The sequence below is a fragment of the Streptomyces sp. NPDC047002 genome (assembly GCF_040704505.1).
GTDB lineage: Bacteria > Actinomycetota > Actinomycetes > Streptomycetales > Streptomycetaceae > Streptomyces.
This window is the reverse complement of sequence record NZ_JBEYWC010000001.1, coordinates 550,142-568,560: the sequence shown is the minus strand read 5'-3', so window position 1 is coordinate 568,560 and position 18,419 is coordinate 550,142. Positions and strand designations below refer to the sequence as shown.

Sequence of the window (18,419 nt, the reverse complement as noted above, 5' to 3'; positions counted from 1 at the left end):
GGATGATGCCGCGCTGGCAACAGGGGGACGGCGGCCTTCCACCGATGCTATCGGTAGCGAACCACAACTGGGCAAGCCAGCAGCCCAGTCGGGGGCCCTGAGGGCCCCGTCCCCCCACGGGCGCGCGTGCACCGGTGGGCTCTTGGGAGCTTGGACGCACGTCTCGTTCCGAGCGTTCCATGGCGTGTTCTGTGCGGTGTGTCCGCCCTCGGCCGCCCCCTTCCACCCGCCGGCCCGATCGAAAACCGGTCCGAAGCGGGGTCAACCGGACGGAGGTGTGAGGCGTGCGCCCTGGCGCTCATCCCTGCACTCGGTACTCCTCAAGCAGTCGGCGGCCGATGATCATTTTCTGGATCTCGGCGGTACCCTCGCCGATGAGCAGCATCGGGGCCTCCCGGTAGAGGCGCTCGATCTCGTACTCCTTCGAGAAGCCGTAGCCGCCGTGGATGCGGAAGGCGTCCTCGACGACTTCCTTGCAGTACTCGGAGGCGAGGTACTTCGCCATCCCTGCCTCCAGGTCGTTTCGTTCACCGGAGTCCTTTTTGCGTGCCGCGTTGACCATCATCGCATGCGCGGCCTCCACCTTGGTGGCCATCTCGGCCAGTCGGAACTGGACGGCCTGGTGCTGCGCGATGGGCCTGCCGAAGGTGTGGCGCTGCTGCGCGTACGAAATGCCCAGTTCAAAGGCGCGCTGTGCGACACCGCAACCACGCGCTGCCACATTGACCCGGCCGACCTCGACGCCGTCCATCATTTGGTAAAACCCTCGGCCGGTCGTCCCGCCGAGCACCCGGTCGGCCGGTACGCGCAGGCCGTCGAGGATCATCTCGGTGGTGTCGACGCCCTTGTATCCCATCTTCTCGATCTTGCCGGGGATGGTGAGCCCCGGGGCGACCTCGCCGAACCCCGGCTCCTTCTCGACCAGGAACGTCGTCATGGAGCGGTGCGGCGGCGCCTCGGCCGGCTGCCCCTCGTCCGTCCTGCACAACACGGCCACCAGCGAGGAGGTGCCGCCGTTGGTCAGCCACATCTTCTGGCCCGTCAGCGCGAAGCCGCCGGTCGCCGGGTCGCGCACCCCCTTCGTGGCGATCGCCGACACGTCGGAGCCGAGCCCCGGCTCCGACATCGAGAACGCGCCCCGCACCTCCCCTGCCGCCATCCGCGGCAGGAACGCGTCCTTCTGCTCGTCCGTGCCGTACTTGCCGAGCATGTACGCGACGATGAAGTGGGTGTTGACGATCCCCGACACCGACATCCAGCCGCGCGCCAGCTCCTCCACGCACAGCGCGTACGTCAGCAGGGACTCGCCGAGCCCGCCGTACTCCTCCGGAATCGTCAGCCCGAACAGGCCCAGGTCCTTCAGCCCGTCGACGATCTCCGACGGGTACGTGTCGGTGTGTTCGAGCCCGGTCGCGACCGGCAGGATCTCCTTGTCGACGAAGTCCCTCACCGTCGCGACGATCTCGCGCTGCACATCGGTCAGCCCCGCGGTGGCGGCGAGCCGTGCCATGTCAGTTCTCCTTCCGGGGCTCGGGGCGGCCCGGCTGCCCGCCGCCCCGCTCCTCCACGTACCGCGCCGTCGGCACCATCACCTTGCGGCGGAAGACGCACACCACCGTGCCGTCCTGCGTGTAGCCGCACGTCTCCACCTGCACCACCCCGCGGTCGTCCCTGGAGCGCGACGGCGTCTTCGCCAGCACCGCCGTCTCGCCGTACAGCGTGTCGCCGTGGAAGGTGGGCGCCACATGGCGCAGCGACTCCACCTCCAGGTTGGCGATGGCCTTGCCCGACACGTCGGGCACCGACATCCCGAGCAGCAGCGAGTACACGTAGTTGCCCACCACGACGTTGCGGCCGAAGTCGGTGGTCGTCCCCGCGTAGTGTGCGTCCAGGTGCAGCGGGTGGTGGTTCATCGTGAGCAGGCAGAACAGATGGTCGTCGTACTCCGTGACCGTCTTGCCCGGCCAGTGCTTGTACACGGCGCCGACCTCGAACTCCTCGAACGTCCTGCCGAACCGCATCGGCTCACACCTCCGGTGCTTCGAAGGACGACGTGCGCCGCATCCCCGCGGCCCGCCCCTTGCCGGAGACGACCAGCGCCATCTTCCTGCTGGCCTCGTCGATCATCTCGTCGCCGAGCATCGCCGAGCCCTTCCTGCCGCCCGCCTCCGACGTGTAGTACTCGTACGCGTCGAGGATCAGCTCCGCGTGGTCGTAGTCCTCCTGGGAGGGCGAGAACACCTCGTTGGCCGCCTCGATCTGGCCCGGGTGCAGCACCCACTTGCCGTCGTAGCCGAGCGCCGCGGCGCGCCGCGCCACCTCGCGGAAGCCGTCCACGTCGCGGATCTGCAGATACGGGCCGTCGATGGCCTGGAGGCCGTGGGTGCGGGCCGCCATCAGGATGCGCATCAGGATGTAGTGGTACGCGTCCGCGTCGTACCCGGGCGGCTGCTTGCCCACCACCAGCGACTTCATGTTGAGGGACGCCATGAAGTCGGCGGGCCCGAACACGATCGTCTCCAGGCGCGGCGACGCGGCGGCGATCGCGTCCACCTCCACCAGGCCCCCGGCGTTCTCGATCTGGGCCTCGATGCCGATCCTGCCGACCTCGAAGCCCATCGTCCGCTCGATCTGCGTCAGCAGCAGGTCCAGCGTCCGCACCTGCTCGGCCGACTGCACCTTCGGCAGCATCACGCAGTCCAGGTTCTGGCCCGCGCCCTCCACGACGGTGATGACGTCGCGGTAGGTCCAGCTCGTCGTCCAGTCGTTGACCCGGACGACCCGCGTCTTCCCCGTCCAGTCGCCCTTGTTGAGCGCGTCCACGATGCTGTGCCGCGCGCCCTCCTTGGCGAGCGGCGCCACCGCGTCCTCCAGGTCGAGGAAGACCTGGTCGGCGGGGAGCCCCTGCGCCTTCTCCAGGAAGCGCGGGCTCGACCCCGGCACCGCGAGACAGGAGCGGCGGGGGCGCAGCCGGTCCACCGGGGCGTGGGGAGCGGGGCTTGTCATGCGGGAACCTCCTGGGGGTCGAGCCTGTTCGCCTGCCGTACGCAGGTGACGATACGGCCGATGATCTCGGTGATGCCGAAGTCCTTGGGGGTGAAGACGGCGGCCGCCCCGGCCGCCCGCAGGGCGTCGGCGTCCGCCGCCGGGATGATGCCGCCGACCACCACGGGCATGTCGTCGGCCCCCGCGGCGCGCAGCCGCTCCAGCACGTCGGGCACGAGCGCCGTGTGCGCGCCCGAGAGGACCGAGAGGCCCACACAGTGCACGTCCTCGGCGAGCGCGGCCGCCACGATCTGCTCGGGCGTCAGCCTGATGCCCTGGTACACCACTTCGAACCCGGCGTCCCGCGCCCGCACCGCGATCTGCTCCGCGCCGTTGGAGTGCCCGTCGAGGCCCGGCTTGCCGACCAGCAGCCGCAGCCGGCCCACGCCCAGGTCCGCCGCGGTGCGCTCCACCCGCGCGCGCACCGCGGCCAGCGGCGAGCCCGCGGGCGCCGCCTCGCCCACCGGCACGCCGCCCACGCCCGTGGGCGCGCGGAACTCGCCGAACACCGCGCGCAGCGCCCCCGCCCACTCGCCTGTGGTCACCCCGGCCCGCGCGCACCGCAGGCTCGCCTCCATCAGGTTCTCCGTGCCCGCCGCCGCCTTCTCCAGCGCGGCGAGCGCCGCACGCACCCGGTCCTCTTCCCGTCCGGCGCGCCAGCGCGCGAGGGCCGACACCACCCCGGCCTCCGTCTCGGGATCCACCGTCAGCACGGCCGTGCCGAGGTCGGCGGTGAGCGGGCTCGGCTCCGTCTGCTCGTAGCAGTTCACCCCGACGACCTTCGCCGCCCCGGACTCGACGGCGGCCCGCCGCTCGGCGTGCGAGGCGACGAGGCGGCCCTTGAGGTAACCGGACTCCACTGCGGCCAGCAGGCCGCCCTCCCGCTCCACCCGCTCCATCTCGGCGCGCGCGCCCTCGGCAAGCTCGGCGACCTTCGCCTCGACGACCGGGGAGCCCTCGAACAGGTCCGGGTACTCCAGCAGGTCGCTCTCGTGCGCCAGCACCTGCTGGATGCGCAGCGACCACTGCTGGTCCCACGGGCGGGGCAGCCCGAGCGCCTCGTTCCACGCGGGCAGCTGCACGGCGCGCGCCCGCGCGTCCTTCGACAGCGTCACGGCGAGCATCTCCAGCACGATGCGCTGCACGTTGTTCTCCGGCTGCGCCTCGGTCAGGCCGAGGGAGTTGACCTGCACGCCGTAGCGGAACCTGCGCTGCCGTGCGTCCTCGATGCCGTACCGCTCGCGGGTGATGGCGTCCCACAGCCGGGTGAAGGCGCGCATCTTGCACATCTCCTCGACGAAGCGGACGCCCGCGTTCACGAAGAACGAGATCCGCCCCACCACCTCGCCGAAGTCCTCGTCCGAGACCTGGCCGCCCGCCCTGACCGCGTCGAGCACCGCGACCGCGGTCGACAGCGCGTACGCGATCTCCTGGACGGGCGTCGCGCCCGCCTCCTGGAGGTGGTAGCTGCAGATGTTGACGGGGTTCCAGCGCGGCGCGCCGCGCACGGTGTACGCGATCAGGTCGGTGGTCAGCCGCAGGCTCGGCGCCGGCGGGAAGACGTACGTGCCGCGCGAGAGGTACTCCTTGACGATGTCGTTCTGCGTGGTGCCCTGGAGGCGGGCGGGCTCGCCGCCCTGCTCCTCGGCCACCACCTGGTAGAGCGCGAACATCCACAGCGCGGTCGCGTTGATCGTCATCGAGGTGTTGGTGTGCTCCAGCGGGATTCCCTCGAACAGCCGCCGCATGTCGCCGAGGTGGGACACCGGCACGCCGACCCGGCCCACCTCGCCGCGGGCCAGCGGGTGGTCGGGGTCGTAGCCGGTCTGCGTGGGCAGGTCGAAGGCGACCGAGAGGCCGGTCTGCCCCTTGGCGAGGTTGCGCAGGTAGAGCGCGTTGGACGCCTCGGCCGTCGAGTGGCCCGCGTAGGTGCGCATCAGCCAGGGCCGGTCCCTGGGGGCTCCGGCGCTCATGCGGCGACCGCCGTCCTGTCGGTGCGGAAGAGGTTGATGGCGTCCTCGTACCGCGCCCGCTTCTGCGCGTCCCGCACGCCGAGGCCCTCGCGCGGCGCCAGCGCGAGCACGCCGACCTTGCCCTGGTGGAGGTTGCGGTGCACGTCGTAGGCGGCCTGGCCGGTGTCCTCCAGCGCGTACACCCGGGACAGGGTGGGGTGGATGCGGCCCTTGGCGACGAGCCGGTTGGCCTCCCACGCCTCGCGGTAGTTGGCGAAGTGGGAGCCGACGATGCGCTTGAGCGACATCCACAGGTACCGGTTGTCGTACTCGTGCGTGTAGCCGGAGGTCGAGGCGCAGGTGACGATCGTGCCGCCCTTGCGGGTCACGTACACACTGGCGCCGAACGTCTCGCGGCCCGGGTGCTCGAAGACGATGTCCACGTCCTCGCCGCCGGTCAGCTCGCGGATGCGCGCCCCGAACCGCTTCCACTCGCGCGGGTCCTGGCGGCCCTCGTCGCGCCAGAAGCGGTAGTCCTCCGCGGTGCGGTCGATCACCGCCTCCGCACCCATCCGCCGGCACAGCTCCGCCTTCTCGTCGCTCGACACCACGCAGATCGGCGTGGCACCGCCCGCGAGGGCGAACTGCGTGGCGTACGAGCCGAGTCCGCCGCTCGCGCCCCAGATCAGGACGTTGTCGCCCTGCTTCATCCCGGCGCCGTTGCGCGACACCAGCTGGCGGTACGCGGTGGAGTTGACGAGCCCGGGCGCCGCGGCCTCCTCCCAGGTGAGGTGGTCGGGCTTCGGCATCAGCTGGTTGGACTTGACGAGCGCGAGCTCGGCGAGGCCGCCGAAGTTGGTCTCGAACCCCCAGATGCGCTGCTCGGGGTCGAGCATGGTGTCGTTGTGCCCGTCGGAGCTCTCCAGCTCCACCGAGAGGCAGTGGGCGACCACCCGGTCGCCCGGCTGCCAGGCGTTCACCCCTGGGCCGGTGCGCAGCACCACCCCTGCGAGGTCGGAGCCGATCACGTGGTAGGGCAGGTCGTGGCGGGCGGCGAGCGGGCTGAGCTTCCCGTAGCGCTCGAGGAAGCCGAAGGTCGGCAGCGGCTCGAACAGCGACGTCCACACCGAGTTGTAGTTCACCGAACTCGCCATCACCGCGACGAGCGCCTCGCCGGGGCCGAGTTCGGGCACGGGCACGTCGTCCACGTGGAGCGACTTGCGCGGGTCCTTGTCGCGGGAGGCGAGCCCTTCGAACATCGCCGTCTCGTCCTTGCGGACGGTCACGGCGCGGTAGGACTCGGGCAGCGGCAGCGCGGCGAAGTCGGCCGCGGTGGCGTCGGGGGACTGGACTGCGTCCAGGATGTCCTTCACGGGAACCTCCTGTGAAACCTGGCTGTGCTGGGGCTTGGAGGGCTGCCGTCGGTTCGGCGGGTGGTGCGCGCCGGTGGGCGCGGGGCTGCCTGTGACGCAGGCGCCCGGCGGCGCGGGGGTGACACCCGCGGGGACAGGCCGGACACCCCTCAAGGTATGGCACCCAGTGCCGCTACGCAAGAGTAGCTTCCCGTTTTTATGGCACTGAGTGCCAGGATGATCGATCATCGTTCGCCCTCGGCGGCCGACGGGGTGGCGCGAACTCCCGCAGGAGGGCCGGGAACTGCGTCCGCCCTCCACCGGGAGGCCGGGGGAGGGCGGACGGACGGGACGGGGAGGACGGGCGGGGCGGATGCGGCCGGGAGGCGCGGGAGCCGCGTGCCGGCGACCGGGTGTCAGGGCGTCCCGAGCGCCCGCTGGATCGTCCGCATCACCTCGTCGAGCGGGGCGTCCGTGCGCGCCACCGCCACCACCACGTCGCCGCTCGTGCGGACCGAGGCCTGCGGCTTCTCCCCGCCGAGGGGCGCCCCCGCGGCGAAGCCCGTGCCGAAGGCGTTCCTGACGATCTCGAAGGCGTGGTCGAGCTGCGCGCCCACGTCGCCCTCGCCGCCCGCCCGCAGCCACCGGCGCAGCACGTGGTTGTGGGCGGTGACCACCGCGGACGCCGCCACCTCGGCGAGCAGCGGGTCGTCGCTGCCGCCCGCGTGCGCGTGCTCGTCGAAGTGGCCGAGGAGGTAGCGGGTGAACAGCCGCTTGTAGCGGTCCACGGAGGCGATCTCCCGCTCCCGCAGCGCGGGCACCTCGCGGGTCAGCCGGTAGCGCTCCACGGAGACGGCGGGCGAGGTCGCGTACATCCGCATGACCTCCTTGATGCCCCGGCACACGGTGTCGAGCGGGTGCTCGTGCGGCGGGGCCGCGTTGAGCACGGCCTCCGCCCGCACCAGCGTGTCGTCGTGGTCGGGGAAGATCGCCTCCTCCTTGGAGCGGAAGTGGCGGAAGAAGGTCCGCCGGGCGACCCCGGCGGCCGCGGCGATCTCGTCGACCGTGGTCGCCTCGTACCCCTTGGTCGCGAACAGCTCCATCGCCGCTGCCGCGAGCTCACGGCGCATTTTCAGCCGCTGGGCCGCGGCCTTCGTTCCTGCGGCGCTCACGGGAACGTCGGAGTTCGTGCTCGTACGGGAGGGTTTGGCCGACTGCGACATACGGTGAACGTACTCCATGCAGGTGGCACTCTGTGCCGCGGATGCTCAACGCCGCGTATACGAGCGGAACCCCCGGCCCGACTTCCGGCCCAGGCACCCGGCGGCGACCAGCCGTTCGAGCAGCTCCGTCGGGGCGAGCCCCGGGGCGCGGAACTCCCGGTGCAGCGCCCGCTGGATGGCCAGCGAGACATCGAGGCCCACCACGTCGAGCAGCTCGAAAGGACCCATGGGGTAGCCGGCGCCGAGCCGCATCGCGGTGTCGACGTCGTCCGGGGTCGCGTAGTGCTCCTCGACCATCCGCACCGCGTCGTTGAGGTAAGGGAACAGCAGCGCGTTGACGATGAAGCCCGCCCGGTCGCCGCACTCCACCGGGTGCTTGCCGGCGGCGAGCGCCGCCGCACGCGCGCGGGCGTGCGCCGTGTCCGAGGTCAGAACCGTGCGGACCACCTCGACCAGCCGCATCGCGGGCGCCGGGTTGAAGAAGTGCAGCCCGACGACGTCCTCGGGGCGCTGTGTCGCGCGGGCGCAGGCCACCACCGGGAGCGAGGACGTGGTGGTCGCGAGCACCGCGCCCGGCGCGCACACGCCGTCCAGCGCGCGGAACAGCGAGCGCTTCACCTCCAGGTCCTCGGCGACCGCCTCCACCACCAGGTCGGCCCCGGCCACGGCGTCGAGCGCCGCGGCGGGCGCGATCCGCGCGAGGGCCGCTTCGGCCGCCTCTTCGGTCGTGCGCCCCCGCTCCACCGAGCGGGCGAGCGAGGCGGCGACCCGGTCCCCGGCCGCCGCGGCCCGCCCCGCCGTGCGGCCGGCGAGCACCACCTCGTGCCCCGAGGCGGCGAACACCTCGGCGATGCCCGCCGCCATCGTGCCCGTCCCGACCACGCCGACCACGCCGCCGGCACCGCCGGGGCCGCCCGGCGCACGGGCGGGCGGCGCGGCGACCGCGGGGCGCGGCTCCGGGAGCCGGGCGCCGCCCGCCGGGTAGCGGTGGAAGCCCCGCCCTGCCTTCCGGCCGGTCAGCCCGGCGGCGGCCAGCCTGCCGAGGACCGGCGCCGGGGCGTCCTGCGGGTCGCCCGACGCCTCGTACAGCGCTTCGAGCACCGCGTGCGCCGTGTCGATGCCGATCAGGTCGAGCAGCGCGAGCGGCCCCATCGGCAGCCCGCAGCCGTGGCGCATGGCCGCGTCGATGTCCTCGGCCGACGCGTAGCGCGCCTCGTACATCGCGGCGGCCCTGTTGAGGTACCGCAGCAGCAGCCCGTCCGCGACGAATCCGGGCCTGTCGCCCGCCGCGACCGGCTCCTTGCCGAGGTCGCGGGCGAGCGCGGTGACCGTGTCGAGGACGGCGGGCGGCGTGAAGACCGTGGGCACCACCTCCACCAGCCGCATCACCGGCGCCGGGTGGAAGAAGTGCATGCCGACGACCCGCTCGGGGTGCGCGGTGCCCGCGGCGAGCCGGGTCACGGAGAGCGCGTCGGTGCCGGTGGCGAGCACCGTGGCGGGGCGCACCACCGCGTCGAGCGCCCGCAGCACGCCGAGCTTCACGTCGTACGACTCCGGCACGGCCTCCGCCACCAGGTCCGCGTCGGCGGCCGCCCGCAGATCGGTGAAGGTGCGCAGGCGGGCACGGACCGCGCGGCGCTGGTGCTCCGTCAGGTCGCCCCTGCGGACGGCCCGCCCGGTGGACGCGGCGAGTGCGGCGGCCGCGCGCTCGCCCGCCGCCGGATCGGTGTCGACGCCCACGACCTCGCGTCCTGAGCGTGCCAGGGCCTCGGCGAGGCCCTGGCCGAGGGTGCCGAGGCCGACGACGGCCACGGTACTGATGTCGGTGATGCCCATGGGGGACTCCAGGGGAAGCGGCGGCGCGGCACGCCGACGGCGTGCCGGGGGAGCCGACGGACCCTGTCCCGTGGTCGCGTCGTGGAAGACGAAGAAGGGGGGAGTAAGCCTGATGAGCGGATGAGCATACGTAGCGGTCGCTGCGGGGCCGGGGCCGCTGGTACGGGTCCCGGCGCGCCCGGAGGGCGGCCGCCGCCCGCGCGCCGGCGGGTGTGCCGGGGCGTGAGGGCGAAGCCGTGCGCCGGTGGTGCGGTGCGGCGGCCCGGCCGCGGATGCGCGGCCGGGCCACACCGTCGCGGACCCGGACGGTCCGCCGTGCTGTCACCGTGGGTGCCGAACCGACGGCGCCCGGGGCGGCTGCGTCACCGGCCGCCCGCTCATCTGAGCTTAGCCAGTGGTCAACGAGCGCGCCAGGCCCGGGGGCGGGGTTCTCCGTGTGCCCTCGGTCACCCCGCCGCGCCGCTACGCTGAGTCCCATGGACGTCACCGACGAGGACTTCCGGGACCTCGCGGACCGGGTGCGCGACGAGTCCCGCGCCTCGCCCGCCTGCGAGCACCTGCTGGCCACCGACGACTCCGAGGAGCTCGCCGCCGTCCTCGTCGCACGCGAACAGCCCCTGTGGGCACGGGAGATCGCCGCCTTCCGGCTCGGCTGCGCCCGCGACGTGCGCGCCTTCGAGGCCCTGGTGCTGCTGCTCAACCACCGCGACCCGGAGCGCTGCGTCGCCGCCTCGTACGCGCTGAGCCGGCTGCGCGACCCGCGCACGGCACGGGCGGCTGCCGCGCTCGCCACCAACCGGCTGCGCACCGCCTACGCCCTGCACCCCGTCCGGTTGCTGACCGCGCTGCGCGCCCCCGAGTCCGTGCCCGCGCTCGTCGCCACCCTCGAAGGGCTGCTCGCGCCGGACGAGCCGCACTGGCGGGTCGCCCTCGCCTGTGTGGAGGGGCTCGGCGCGCTCGGCGACCCGGCGGCCGCGCCCGTGCTGCGCGCGGCGCTCGCTCACCCCCGGCTCTCGGCCGCCGCCGGGTCGGCGCTCAGCGCCCTCGCCCAGCGCTCCTCCGGCACCACGGCGCCCGCGACCTCGTACGGCTCCTCTGCGCCGTCCGGCGCGAAGCCGGCCCGCGCGTAGAAGCGGCGGGCCCGCGCGTTGCCCGCGACGACCCACAGCTGCATCAGCGGGTGGCCCGCCGCCCCCGCTGCCGCGAGCAGCGCGTCCATCAGCGCCCGGCCCACCCCCGTCGACACGTGGCGCGGCGCGACATAGAGCGCGTACAGCTCGGCGGTGCCCGCCGGCACCCCCGCGTCCCTGCTCGGCCCGTAGCACCCCCAGCCGACCACAGAACCGGCGCGCTCAGCCACCAGGTCGACCACCCGCCCGGCGCCCGCGCCGAACTGCTCCCGCCGCTTCACGGTGTCCGCCTCGACGCTCAGCCCGTCCAGGTACGCCTGCGGCATCAGGCCCTCGTACGCGAACTGCCAGCCGCGCACCCGCACCGCGGCGACCGCCGGGCAGTCGGCGAGCACCATGGGTCTGACCAGCACGTCCGCTGTGGTTTCCGCACTCATGGCAGGCATTCTCGCGGGGCCGTGCCCGCCCGGGCCACGGGTTTCCCGCCATCGCGCGGTCCGGCTAGAGCAGCGTGAGCTGTGTCGGCCGCGGGGTCCGCGGCGGCGCGGAGTCCTCCGGGACCGGCACGCGGAACGAGCGCCCGCGCGGGCCGATCCCGTACGCGTCGGCCAGCTCGTGCACCGTCCTGGTGATCCGGCGCTGGTACCACTTCGGCGCGTAGGCGCCGCCCGCGTACAGCCGCTCGTACCGCCCGACCAGGTCGGGGCGGGTGCGGCGCAGCCAGGTCATGAACCACTCGCGGGAGCCGCCCGGCCGCAGGTGCAGCGCGAGCGGCGTCACCGAGGCGGCGCCCGCGGCGGCGACGGCGCGCACGGTCTCCCGCAGCTGCTCGGGCGCGTCGCTGAGGAACGGCAGGACCGGCGCCATCAGCACCCCGCAGCCGATGCCCGCGTCCGCCAGCGCCCGCACCACGTCGAGGCGGCGCTCCGGCGCGGGCGTGCCGGGCTCCACCGTCCGCCACAGCTCCCCGTCGGTGAAGCCGACCGACACGGAGACACCGACGTCCGTGACGGTGGCCGCCTCCCGCAGCAGGTCCAGGTCGCGCAGGATCAGCGTGCCCTTGGTCAGGATGGAGAACGGGTTCGCGCGCTCCCGCAGCGCGGAGATGATGCCGGGCATCAGGGCATAGCGGCCCTCGGCCCTCTGGTAGCAGTCGACGTTGGTGCCCATCGCGATGTGCGCGCCCTGCCAGCGCGGCGACGCGAGGTCACGGCGCAGCAGCTCGGGCGCGTTGACCTTCACCACGATCTGGGAGTCGAAGCCCGCCCCCGTGTCCAGGTCGAGATAGCTGTGCGTCTTGCGGGCGAAGCAGTAGACGCAGGCGTGCGAGCAGCCGCGGTACGGGTTCACCGTCCACTCGAAGGGCATGCGCGACGCCCCGGGCACCCGGTTCACGATCGACCTGGCCCGCACCTCGTGGAAGGTGATCCCGCGGAATTCGGGGGTGTCGAACGTCCTGGTGGTCACCGCGTCAGCGGCGAAGAGGGCGGCGGGCCCGCCGGTCCCCCCGGCCTCGGGGACGGGCCGGTCGGCCAGATGGTCCCAGCGCATGTGTGCCTCCTCGGTAGTGCTCCGTTCGAGAATAGAACAAGTGTTCCCATGATCGTGCGGAGTGGCCGGGCCCGGTGCGCCGGCGTTGTCCGACCCCCGATTTGGGTGCCGCGCGCGGGGGTGGTTGGGTGGCGGCATCCCACCGAGGAACCGAGTGCTGGAGGAACAGCCATGGCGCAGGTCGAAGCCACGACGGAGCGGGTCATCGCGGCGAAGGCGGAGGACGTGTTCGACGCGCTGGCCGACTACCGGGACACCCGCCACACGCTGCTGCCGGGGAACTTCAGCGAGTACGAGGTCCGCGAGGGCGGCGACGGCGAGGGCACGGTCGTCCACTGGCGGCTCCAGGCCACCGAGAAGCGGGTGCGCGACTGCCTGCTCGACGTGACCGAGCCGGTCGACGGCCAGCTCGTGGAGAAGGACCGCAACTCCTCCATGGTCACCACCTGGGTCGTCACCCCCGCGGGGGAGGGCCGTTCGAAGGCGTCCGTCACCTCCGTGTGGAACGGGGCCGGCGGCATCGGCGGCTTCTTCGAGCGCAGGTTCGCGCCCAAGGGCCTCGTCGCGATCTACGACCAGATCCTCGCCAGGCTCGCCGAGACGACCGAGGGCAAGCCCTCGGGCGGCGCCTCCGCCTGACGCCCCGGCGCCGGACGGGCACCGCGCAGGTCAGCGCGGTGCGCGCCCGAGTCACCGATACGGGTGGTTTTCCCCCGCGGGGCCCGTGTGCGAACACGGCGCGCGGCCTCCGGGAAAGCCCCTGATGAGCGCACCGGCGCGCGACGGCGACCGCCGCGCGCCCCCTCGTCCGACCCCTCAGGACGCTTTCGTCGGCGTTCCTCCGCGTTCCTCCGCCTCCGCTGCTTTGGCGTGTAATGCCGGGAACGACGGCGCGACGGCGGGCGAGGGGAGCAGTACGTGGGCGGTACGACCACTCTGGTGAAGGAGACGGCGGGCGAGACCCGCCGCGCCGCGGACGGTGCCGCGCCTGCGGCCGGTGCCGCACCGGTCCCGCCGCCGGGACCCGCGGCGGCGCCGGGCACCGCGGCCCCGCTCGACCCGCGCCGCGTCCGGCTCGTCTTCGTCGGCCTGATGCTGGCGCTGCTGCTCGCCGCGCTCGACCAGATGATCGTGGCCACCGCGCTGCCGAAGATCGTCGGCGACCTGCACGGCCTCGACCGGATGTCCTGGGCGATCACCGCCTACCTGCTGACCTCCACGGTCGGCCTGCCCATCTACGGCAAGCTCGGCGACCTCTTCGGGCGCAAGGGCGTCTTCCAGTTCGCCATCCTCGTCTTCGTGCTCGGCTCCGCCCTGTGCGGCTGGTCCCGTTCGATGGACGAGCTCATCGCCTTCCGCGCCGTGCAGGGCGTCGGCGCGGGCGGCCTGATGATCGGCGTGCAGGCGATCATCGGCGACATCGTGCCGCCCCGCGAACGCGGCCGGTACATGGGCCTGATCGGTGCCGCCTTCGGACTCGCCTCGGTCGCGGGACCGCTGCTCGGCGGGTTCTTCACCGACCACGCCACCTGGCGCTGGTGCTTCTACTTCAACGTGCCCTTCGGGCTGATCACCTTCGCCGTCGTCTCGCTCGTCCTGCGGTTGCCGCGGCGCAGGGCGCGCGGCCGGCTCGACGTGCTCGGCGCGCTGCTGCTGACCGCGGCCTCCACCTGCCTCGTGCTGCTGACCAGTTGGGGCGGCACCGAGTACGCCTGGGGCTCCCGCGTCATCCTCGGCCTCGCCGCGGGCGCGGCAGGAACGGCCGTGCTGTTCCTGGTCGTCGAGCACTTCGCCGCCGAACCCATCATCCCGCTGCGGCTGTTCAGGGACGGCGTCTTCAACGTGTCGGGGCTGCTCGGCGCCGTCATCGGCATCGCCCTGTTCGGCGCCGCCAGCTACCTGCCGACCTTCCTCCAGATGGTCGACGGCGTCAGCGCCACCGCCTCCGGGCTGCTCATGCTGCCGATGATGGGCGGCGTCGTCCTCGCCTCCGTCGGCTCGGGCCAGCTCATCAGCCGCACCGGCCGCTACAAGGTCTACCCCGTGCTCGGCGCGGCCGTCTCGGCCCTCGGCATGTGGCTGCTCTCCCGCCTCGATGCCGACACCTCGGACCTCGCGACCGGCGCGGCGCAGGCGGTGCTCGGCATCGGGATCGGCCTGGTGATGCCGGTCCTCGTGCTCGCCGTGCAGAACTCCGTGCGCCCCGCCGACCTCGGCACCGCCACCAGTGCCAACAACTACTTCCGCCAGATCGGCGGCAGCGTCGGCGCCGCCGTCTTCGGCACGCTGTTCGCGGGCCGGCTCGCCGACGCGCTCGCCGACCGCCTCCCCGCGGGCGGCGGGCTGCCGAACCCCGAGTCCATCACCCCCCAGATGGTCCACGCCCTGGCCCCCGCGCTGCGCGACGCCTACGTCGACGCGTACGCGGACGCCATGCCGCGCATCTTCCTCTACCTCGTGCCGGTGCTCGTCCTCGGCCTGTTGATCGCTTTCTTCCTCAAGGAGAGACCGCTGGTGTCCCACAACGCGTCCGCCGCCGAGACGACCGCCGAGATCCCCGCGGCCCGCGCCGCCGCGGCGCCGGGCCACGACACGTACGCCCACGACGGCGCCGTGTACGCCGCGGCGCCGGCCGCCGCCCACACCGCGGGCGTCGCCGTCTGCGGCTCGGTCCAGCACTACGACGGCACCGTCGTGCCGCGCGCCGCGCTCACCCTCATCGACGTGCACGGCCGGCAGATCGGCCGCGGCGCGAGCAACGACGACGGCCGCTACGCGCTCAGCGTCCCCGGCGCCGGCTCGTACGTGATGATCGCGGCGGCCGGCGGCCACCAGCCGCAGGCCGTCACGGTCACCGTGGGGGAGCGGACCGTCGACCTCGACGTGGTGCTCGGCGGCGCCGGCCGTCTCGCGGGCGCCGTGCTCACGGCCGACGGCACCCCCGTGCGGGACGCCGCCGTCACCCTCACCGACGTGCGCGGCGAGGTCGTCGCCTCCACCCGCAGCGGCCGCGAGGGCCTGTACGCCATCGACGAACTCGTCGCGGGCGAGTACACCCTCGCGGCGAGCGCGCCCGCCTTCCGCCCCGCAGCGCTCCCGGTGAGCGTGCAGTCCTCCCGCGAGACCCGGCAGGACGTGGAGCTCGCCGGCGGCGCCGTGCTGCGCGGTACCGTACGGGCGTCCGGGGGACGGCCCGTCGAGGACGCGCGCGTCACCCTCCTCGACGCGGCGGGCAACGTGGTCGACACCCTCACCACGGGCCCCGACGGCACCTTCCGCTTCGTGGACCTGTCCTCGGGCGAGTACACGGTGATCGCCGCCGGCTATCCGCCGGTGGCCACCGTCCTCCAGGTCGCGGGCGGCGGCCGCACGGAGCGCGACCTCCAGCTCGGCCACGAGGACTGAGGGGCCGCCCTCCGGACGGGCCCGCGGAGGGCCGGTGCGCACTGACTGATTTTCAGTCAACACATCGGCCCCCCGCGGGCGTGAGGTCTCTTCGCGAATCCGCCCCGGAGCGCCCCGCCCTGGCCGTACCGTGGAGTCCAGGGCCGCGGATCTCCTGGCGGCACGGAAGGAGCCCTCCCCTCATGGACAGTGGTTTTCCGCCGGGTCTGTCGCGGCAGGTCGCCGCGGCCGGCCGGATTCCGCTCGCCGTCGCCGTCGTGGACCGCGACGGCCTCGTCTCGCACTGGTCGACGGGCGCGCGGAGGCTTTTCGGCCACTCCGACGGCGAGGCGAGGGGCCGCAGGGCCGACGACCTGATGCCCGTCGCCGGCGCGCTCGCCGCGCAGGAGCAGGGCGTCGCCCACGGTCCCAGCGGCGGCCGGGGCACCGCTGCCCCCGCGGCGGGCCTCGCCACCGCGTGCGCCTCCGACGGCGCCAGGACCGACGTCCTGTGGTGGGCCTACCCGCTGGCCGGCGCGTCCGACCGGGTCCTCGCGCAGCGGGCCGGCCATCTCGTCCTCGCTGCCGACACCCGGGGCCTGACCCGCGGCGGCCCCGCCAGGCTCGCCCACGGCGCGCGGGTCATGCCCGGCTTCGCCAGGCCGGGCCGCTTCCGCGGCGCCCACCGGCTCGGCGCCCGGCTGCCCTACATCCTCCCCGCAATGGCCCGCGCCGACGCCGTGCGCCTCGCCGAGCGGGTGCTCGAACTCGGCTACCCGGTGCTGGAATTCAGCCACTGCGAGCAGGTCCCCGTCACCCCCGTCAGATACCTGCCGCACGCGCAGCGCCGCACGCCCTGCGGCTCCCCCGCCGCGACGGGCTGAGCCCCCGCGGGCCGCGCCGCGCTGGGCCGGTGGCGGGACGGACGGGGACATGGCGGACAGTCCGCGGTACGGCGTCTGGCCACGGGACCGTTCATTCGGCAGACTCTCCGCGTTCATCTCGCCGTCGACGGGTCGTCACCCGCGAGGATCGGAGGGCCAACGCAATGGGCTGGAGAGGCAGGACCGCGCGCACCCGGCGCTGGGGGGCACGGCTCGGGGCCGCCGCGCTCACCGTGCTGGCCACCACCGGCGGCACCGCGTACGCGGGACAGACGGGACACGCAGGACAGGCGGGGCACGGCCGCACCGCCACCCCGGTGAAGCACCTGGTCGTCCTCTTCGACGAGAACATCTCCTTCGACCACTACTTCGCCACCTACCCGCACGCCGCCAACACCGACGGCACGCCCTTCACCGCGTCCCGCCACACGCCCAAGAAGATCGACAACCTTCGCACCGCCGGGCTCCTCGACGACAACCCCAACCAGTACGCGCCCCAGCGGCTCGGCCCCGACCAGGCGGTCACCTGCGACCAGCGGCACGACTACGACCGCGAGCAGTACGCCTACAACGGCGGCAAGGCCGACAAGTTCGTGGAGAACACCGACTCCGGCCGGTGCTCGGGCAACCTCTACTACGAGCCCGGCCTCGTCATGGACTACTACGACGGGAACACCGTCACCGCGCTGTGGAACTACGCCCAGCGCTACTCCCTCAGCGACAACTCGTTCGGCTCCGCCTACGGCCCCTCGACCCCCGGCGCGATCGAGCTGATCTCGGGCCAGACCCACGGCGTGGTCTCCACCGACCCGGCCTCCTCGACCGAGCACCCCGAGCGCACCGCGAAGCCCGACCCCGCGGCCGTCGCCTCCCCCGACGAGCACGGCGTGGGCACCCTCGTCAACGACCCCGACCCGGCGTACGACGACTGCTCGGACACCGACCACACCAGCAAGAGCTCGCTCGCCATGTTCACCGGCAAGAACATCGGCGACCGGCTGAACGAGCAGGGCGTCAGCTGGGGCTGGTTCCAGGGCGGCTTCCGGCCCAGCACCCCCTGGGACGGCGACCCGTCCCACTACGCGCGCTGCGGCGGCACCACCCACGCCAACGTCGGCGGGGCCTCGTCCGTGGACTACAGCCCCCACCACGACCCCTTCCAGTACTACGCGTCCACCGCCAACCCGCACCACCTCGCGCCGCGCTCCGTCGCCGAGATCGGCCACGGCGGGCGCGCCAACCACAACTACGACCTCACCGACTTCGACGCCGCCCTCAGGGCCGGCCGCCTTCCCGCCGTCAGCTTCCTCAAGGCGCCCTCCTACCAGGACGGCCACGCGGGCTACTCCGACCCGGTCGACGAACAGCACTTCCTCGTCGACCAGATCAACCGGATCCAGCAGTCGCCGCAGTGGAAGGACACGGCCGTCGTCGTCGCCTACGACGACTCCGACGGCTGGTACGACCACGTCACCGCGCCCGTCACCAACGGGTCGAAGGACAGCACCGCCTCGTCCACCGGCAAGGCCACCGACAGCCCGATGTGCCAGGCGGGCCCGCCCGCGGCCGGCGGCTACGCCGACCGCTGCGGCCCCGGCGCGCGCCAGCCGCTGCTGGTGATCTCGCCGTTCAGCAAGGTCAACCACATCGACCACACCAGGACGGAGCAGGCGTCGATCACCCGCTTCATCGAACGCAACTGGGGCACCCGCGACATCGGCGACCACTCCTTCGACCGGCGCGCCGGCAGCATCGAGGGCATGTTCGACTTCCGGCACCCCAACAACCGGCAGACCCTGCTCGACGCCGACGGCTCCGTGCGCTCCGTCGGCCCGGTGCGCGCCGTCGCACCGGTCGCCACGACCATCGCGGGACTCGGCGCGCAGAACGCGGCGCTGCGCACCGCTTCGGTGGCAGGCGGCAGCTCTGTCCCGTGGATCGCGGGGGGCGCGGGCGCGGCCGCAGTGGCGGCGGCCGCCGCCGTCCTCGCGGTGCGCCGCCGCTCGGCCGCCCGCGGCTGAGCCGCCGGGCCGCGGGGGTGCCCCCGCGGCCCGCTTCTTTC

The 18,419-nt window shown here is 73.5% G+C and carries 13 protein-coding genes and 1 pseudogene; 5 read left to right on the top strand and 9 right to left on the bottom strand.

The features are described 5' to 3' along the window. Positions 1-298 precede the first annotated feature (298 nt). The 7 genes from AB0910_RS02500 to AB0910_RS02470 all read right to left on the bottom strand — a co-directional run bounded on the left by AB0910_RS02500 (position 299) and on the right by AB0910_RS02470 (position 9,408). Positions 299-1,510 (bottom strand): acyl-CoA dehydrogenase family protein, encoded by a 1,212-nt coding sequence (locus tag AB0910_RS02500; protein WP_366742611.1) that lies wholly within the window; start codon positions 1,508-1,510, stop codon positions 299-301. Between the two features lies 1 nt (position 1,511). Next, complete coding sequence (locus AB0910_RS02495; RefSeq protein WP_366742610.1) at positions 1,512-2,021, bottom strand: MaoC family dehydratase; 510 nt, start codon at positions 2,019-2,021, stop codon at positions 1,512-1,514. A 4-nt stretch (positions 2,022-2,025) separates the two neighbouring features. Next, on the bottom strand, positions 2,026-3,006 hold the full coding sequence (locus AB0910_RS02490; protein WP_366742609.1) for a CoA ester lyase: 981 nt from the start codon (positions 3,004-3,006) through the stop codon (positions 2,026-2,028). Then, positions 3,003-5,018 carry a protein meaA gene (locus AB0910_RS02485; protein ID WP_366742608.1) on the bottom strand — a complete coding sequence of 672 codons (2,016 nt, stop codon included), beginning with the start codon at positions 5,016-5,018 and terminating at the stop codon, positions 3,003-3,005. The genes AB0910_RS02490 and AB0910_RS02485 overlap by 4 nt, the downstream gene beginning before the upstream one ends. Beyond that, entirely contained in the window at positions 5,015-6,370 is a 1,356-nt protein-coding gene (gene ccrA, locus AB0910_RS02480; RefSeq protein ID WP_366742607.1) for a crotonyl-CoA carboxylase/reductase, read from the bottom strand. Before ccrA ends, AB0910_RS02485 begins: the two co-directional genes overlap by 4 nt. A 395-nt stretch (positions 6,371-6,765) precedes the next feature. Then, positions 6,766-7,590, bottom strand: coding sequence for a TetR family transcriptional regulator (locus AB0910_RS02475; protein WP_366742606.1), 825 nt, complete (start codon positions 7,588-7,590; stop codon positions 6,766-6,768). 27 nt (positions 7,591-7,617) lie between these two features. Further along, positions 7,618-9,408, bottom strand: a complete 1,791-nt coding sequence (locus tag AB0910_RS02470) for a 3-hydroxyacyl-CoA dehydrogenase NAD-binding domain-containing protein (RefSeq protein ID WP_366742605.1) — start codon at positions 9,406-9,408, stop codon at positions 7,618-7,620. Between the two features lie 476 nt (positions 9,409-9,884). Here AB0910_RS02470 and AB0910_RS02465 point away from each other — a divergent pair, with 476 nt between their 5' ends. Then, a complete protein-coding gene (locus AB0910_RS02465; RefSeq protein WP_366742604.1) occupies positions 9,885-10,538 on the top strand; it encodes a HEAT repeat domain-containing protein in 654 nt (217 codons plus the stop codon). Positions 10,539-10,561: 23 nt separating this feature from the next. On the opposite strand, the pseudogene AB0910_RS02460 reads toward AB0910_RS02465, so the two are convergent. Further along, a pseudogene (locus AB0910_RS02460) lies at positions 10,562-10,864 on the bottom strand (GNAT family N-acetyltransferase); the annotation flags it as partial. 175 nt (positions 10,865-11,039) lie between these two features. After that, entirely contained in the window at positions 11,040-12,089 is a 1,050-nt protein-coding gene (locus tag AB0910_RS02455; RefSeq protein ID WP_366742603.1) for an Rv2578c family radical SAM protein, read from the bottom strand. A 171-nt stretch (positions 12,090-12,260) separates the two neighbouring features. On the opposite strand from AB0910_RS02455, the gene AB0910_RS02450 reads away from it, so the two are divergent. From AB0910_RS02450 to AB0910_RS02435, 4 genes are all read left to right on the top strand, one after another. Next, positions 12,261-12,728, top strand: a complete 468-nt coding sequence (locus AB0910_RS02450; RefSeq protein ID WP_366742602.1) for an SRPBCC family protein — start codon at positions 12,261-12,263, stop codon at positions 12,726-12,728. Between the two features lie 279 nt (positions 12,729-13,007). Next, a complete protein-coding gene (locus tag AB0910_RS02445; RefSeq protein ID WP_366742601.1) occupies positions 13,008-15,494 on the top strand; it encodes an MFS transporter in 2,487 nt (828 codons plus the stop codon). Positions 15,495-15,676: 182 nt separating this feature from the next. Further along, on the top strand, positions 15,677-16,357 hold the full coding sequence (locus tag AB0910_RS02440; RefSeq protein ID WP_366742600.1) for a PAS domain-containing protein: 681 nt from the start codon (positions 15,677-15,679) through the stop codon (positions 16,355-16,357). A gap of 164 nt (positions 16,358-16,521) precedes the next feature. Continuing rightward, a complete protein-coding gene (locus tag AB0910_RS02435; protein WP_366742599.1) occupies positions 16,522-18,378 on the top strand; it encodes an alkaline phosphatase family protein in 1,857 nt (618 codons plus the stop codon). Positions 18,379-18,419 lie beyond the last annotated feature (41 nt).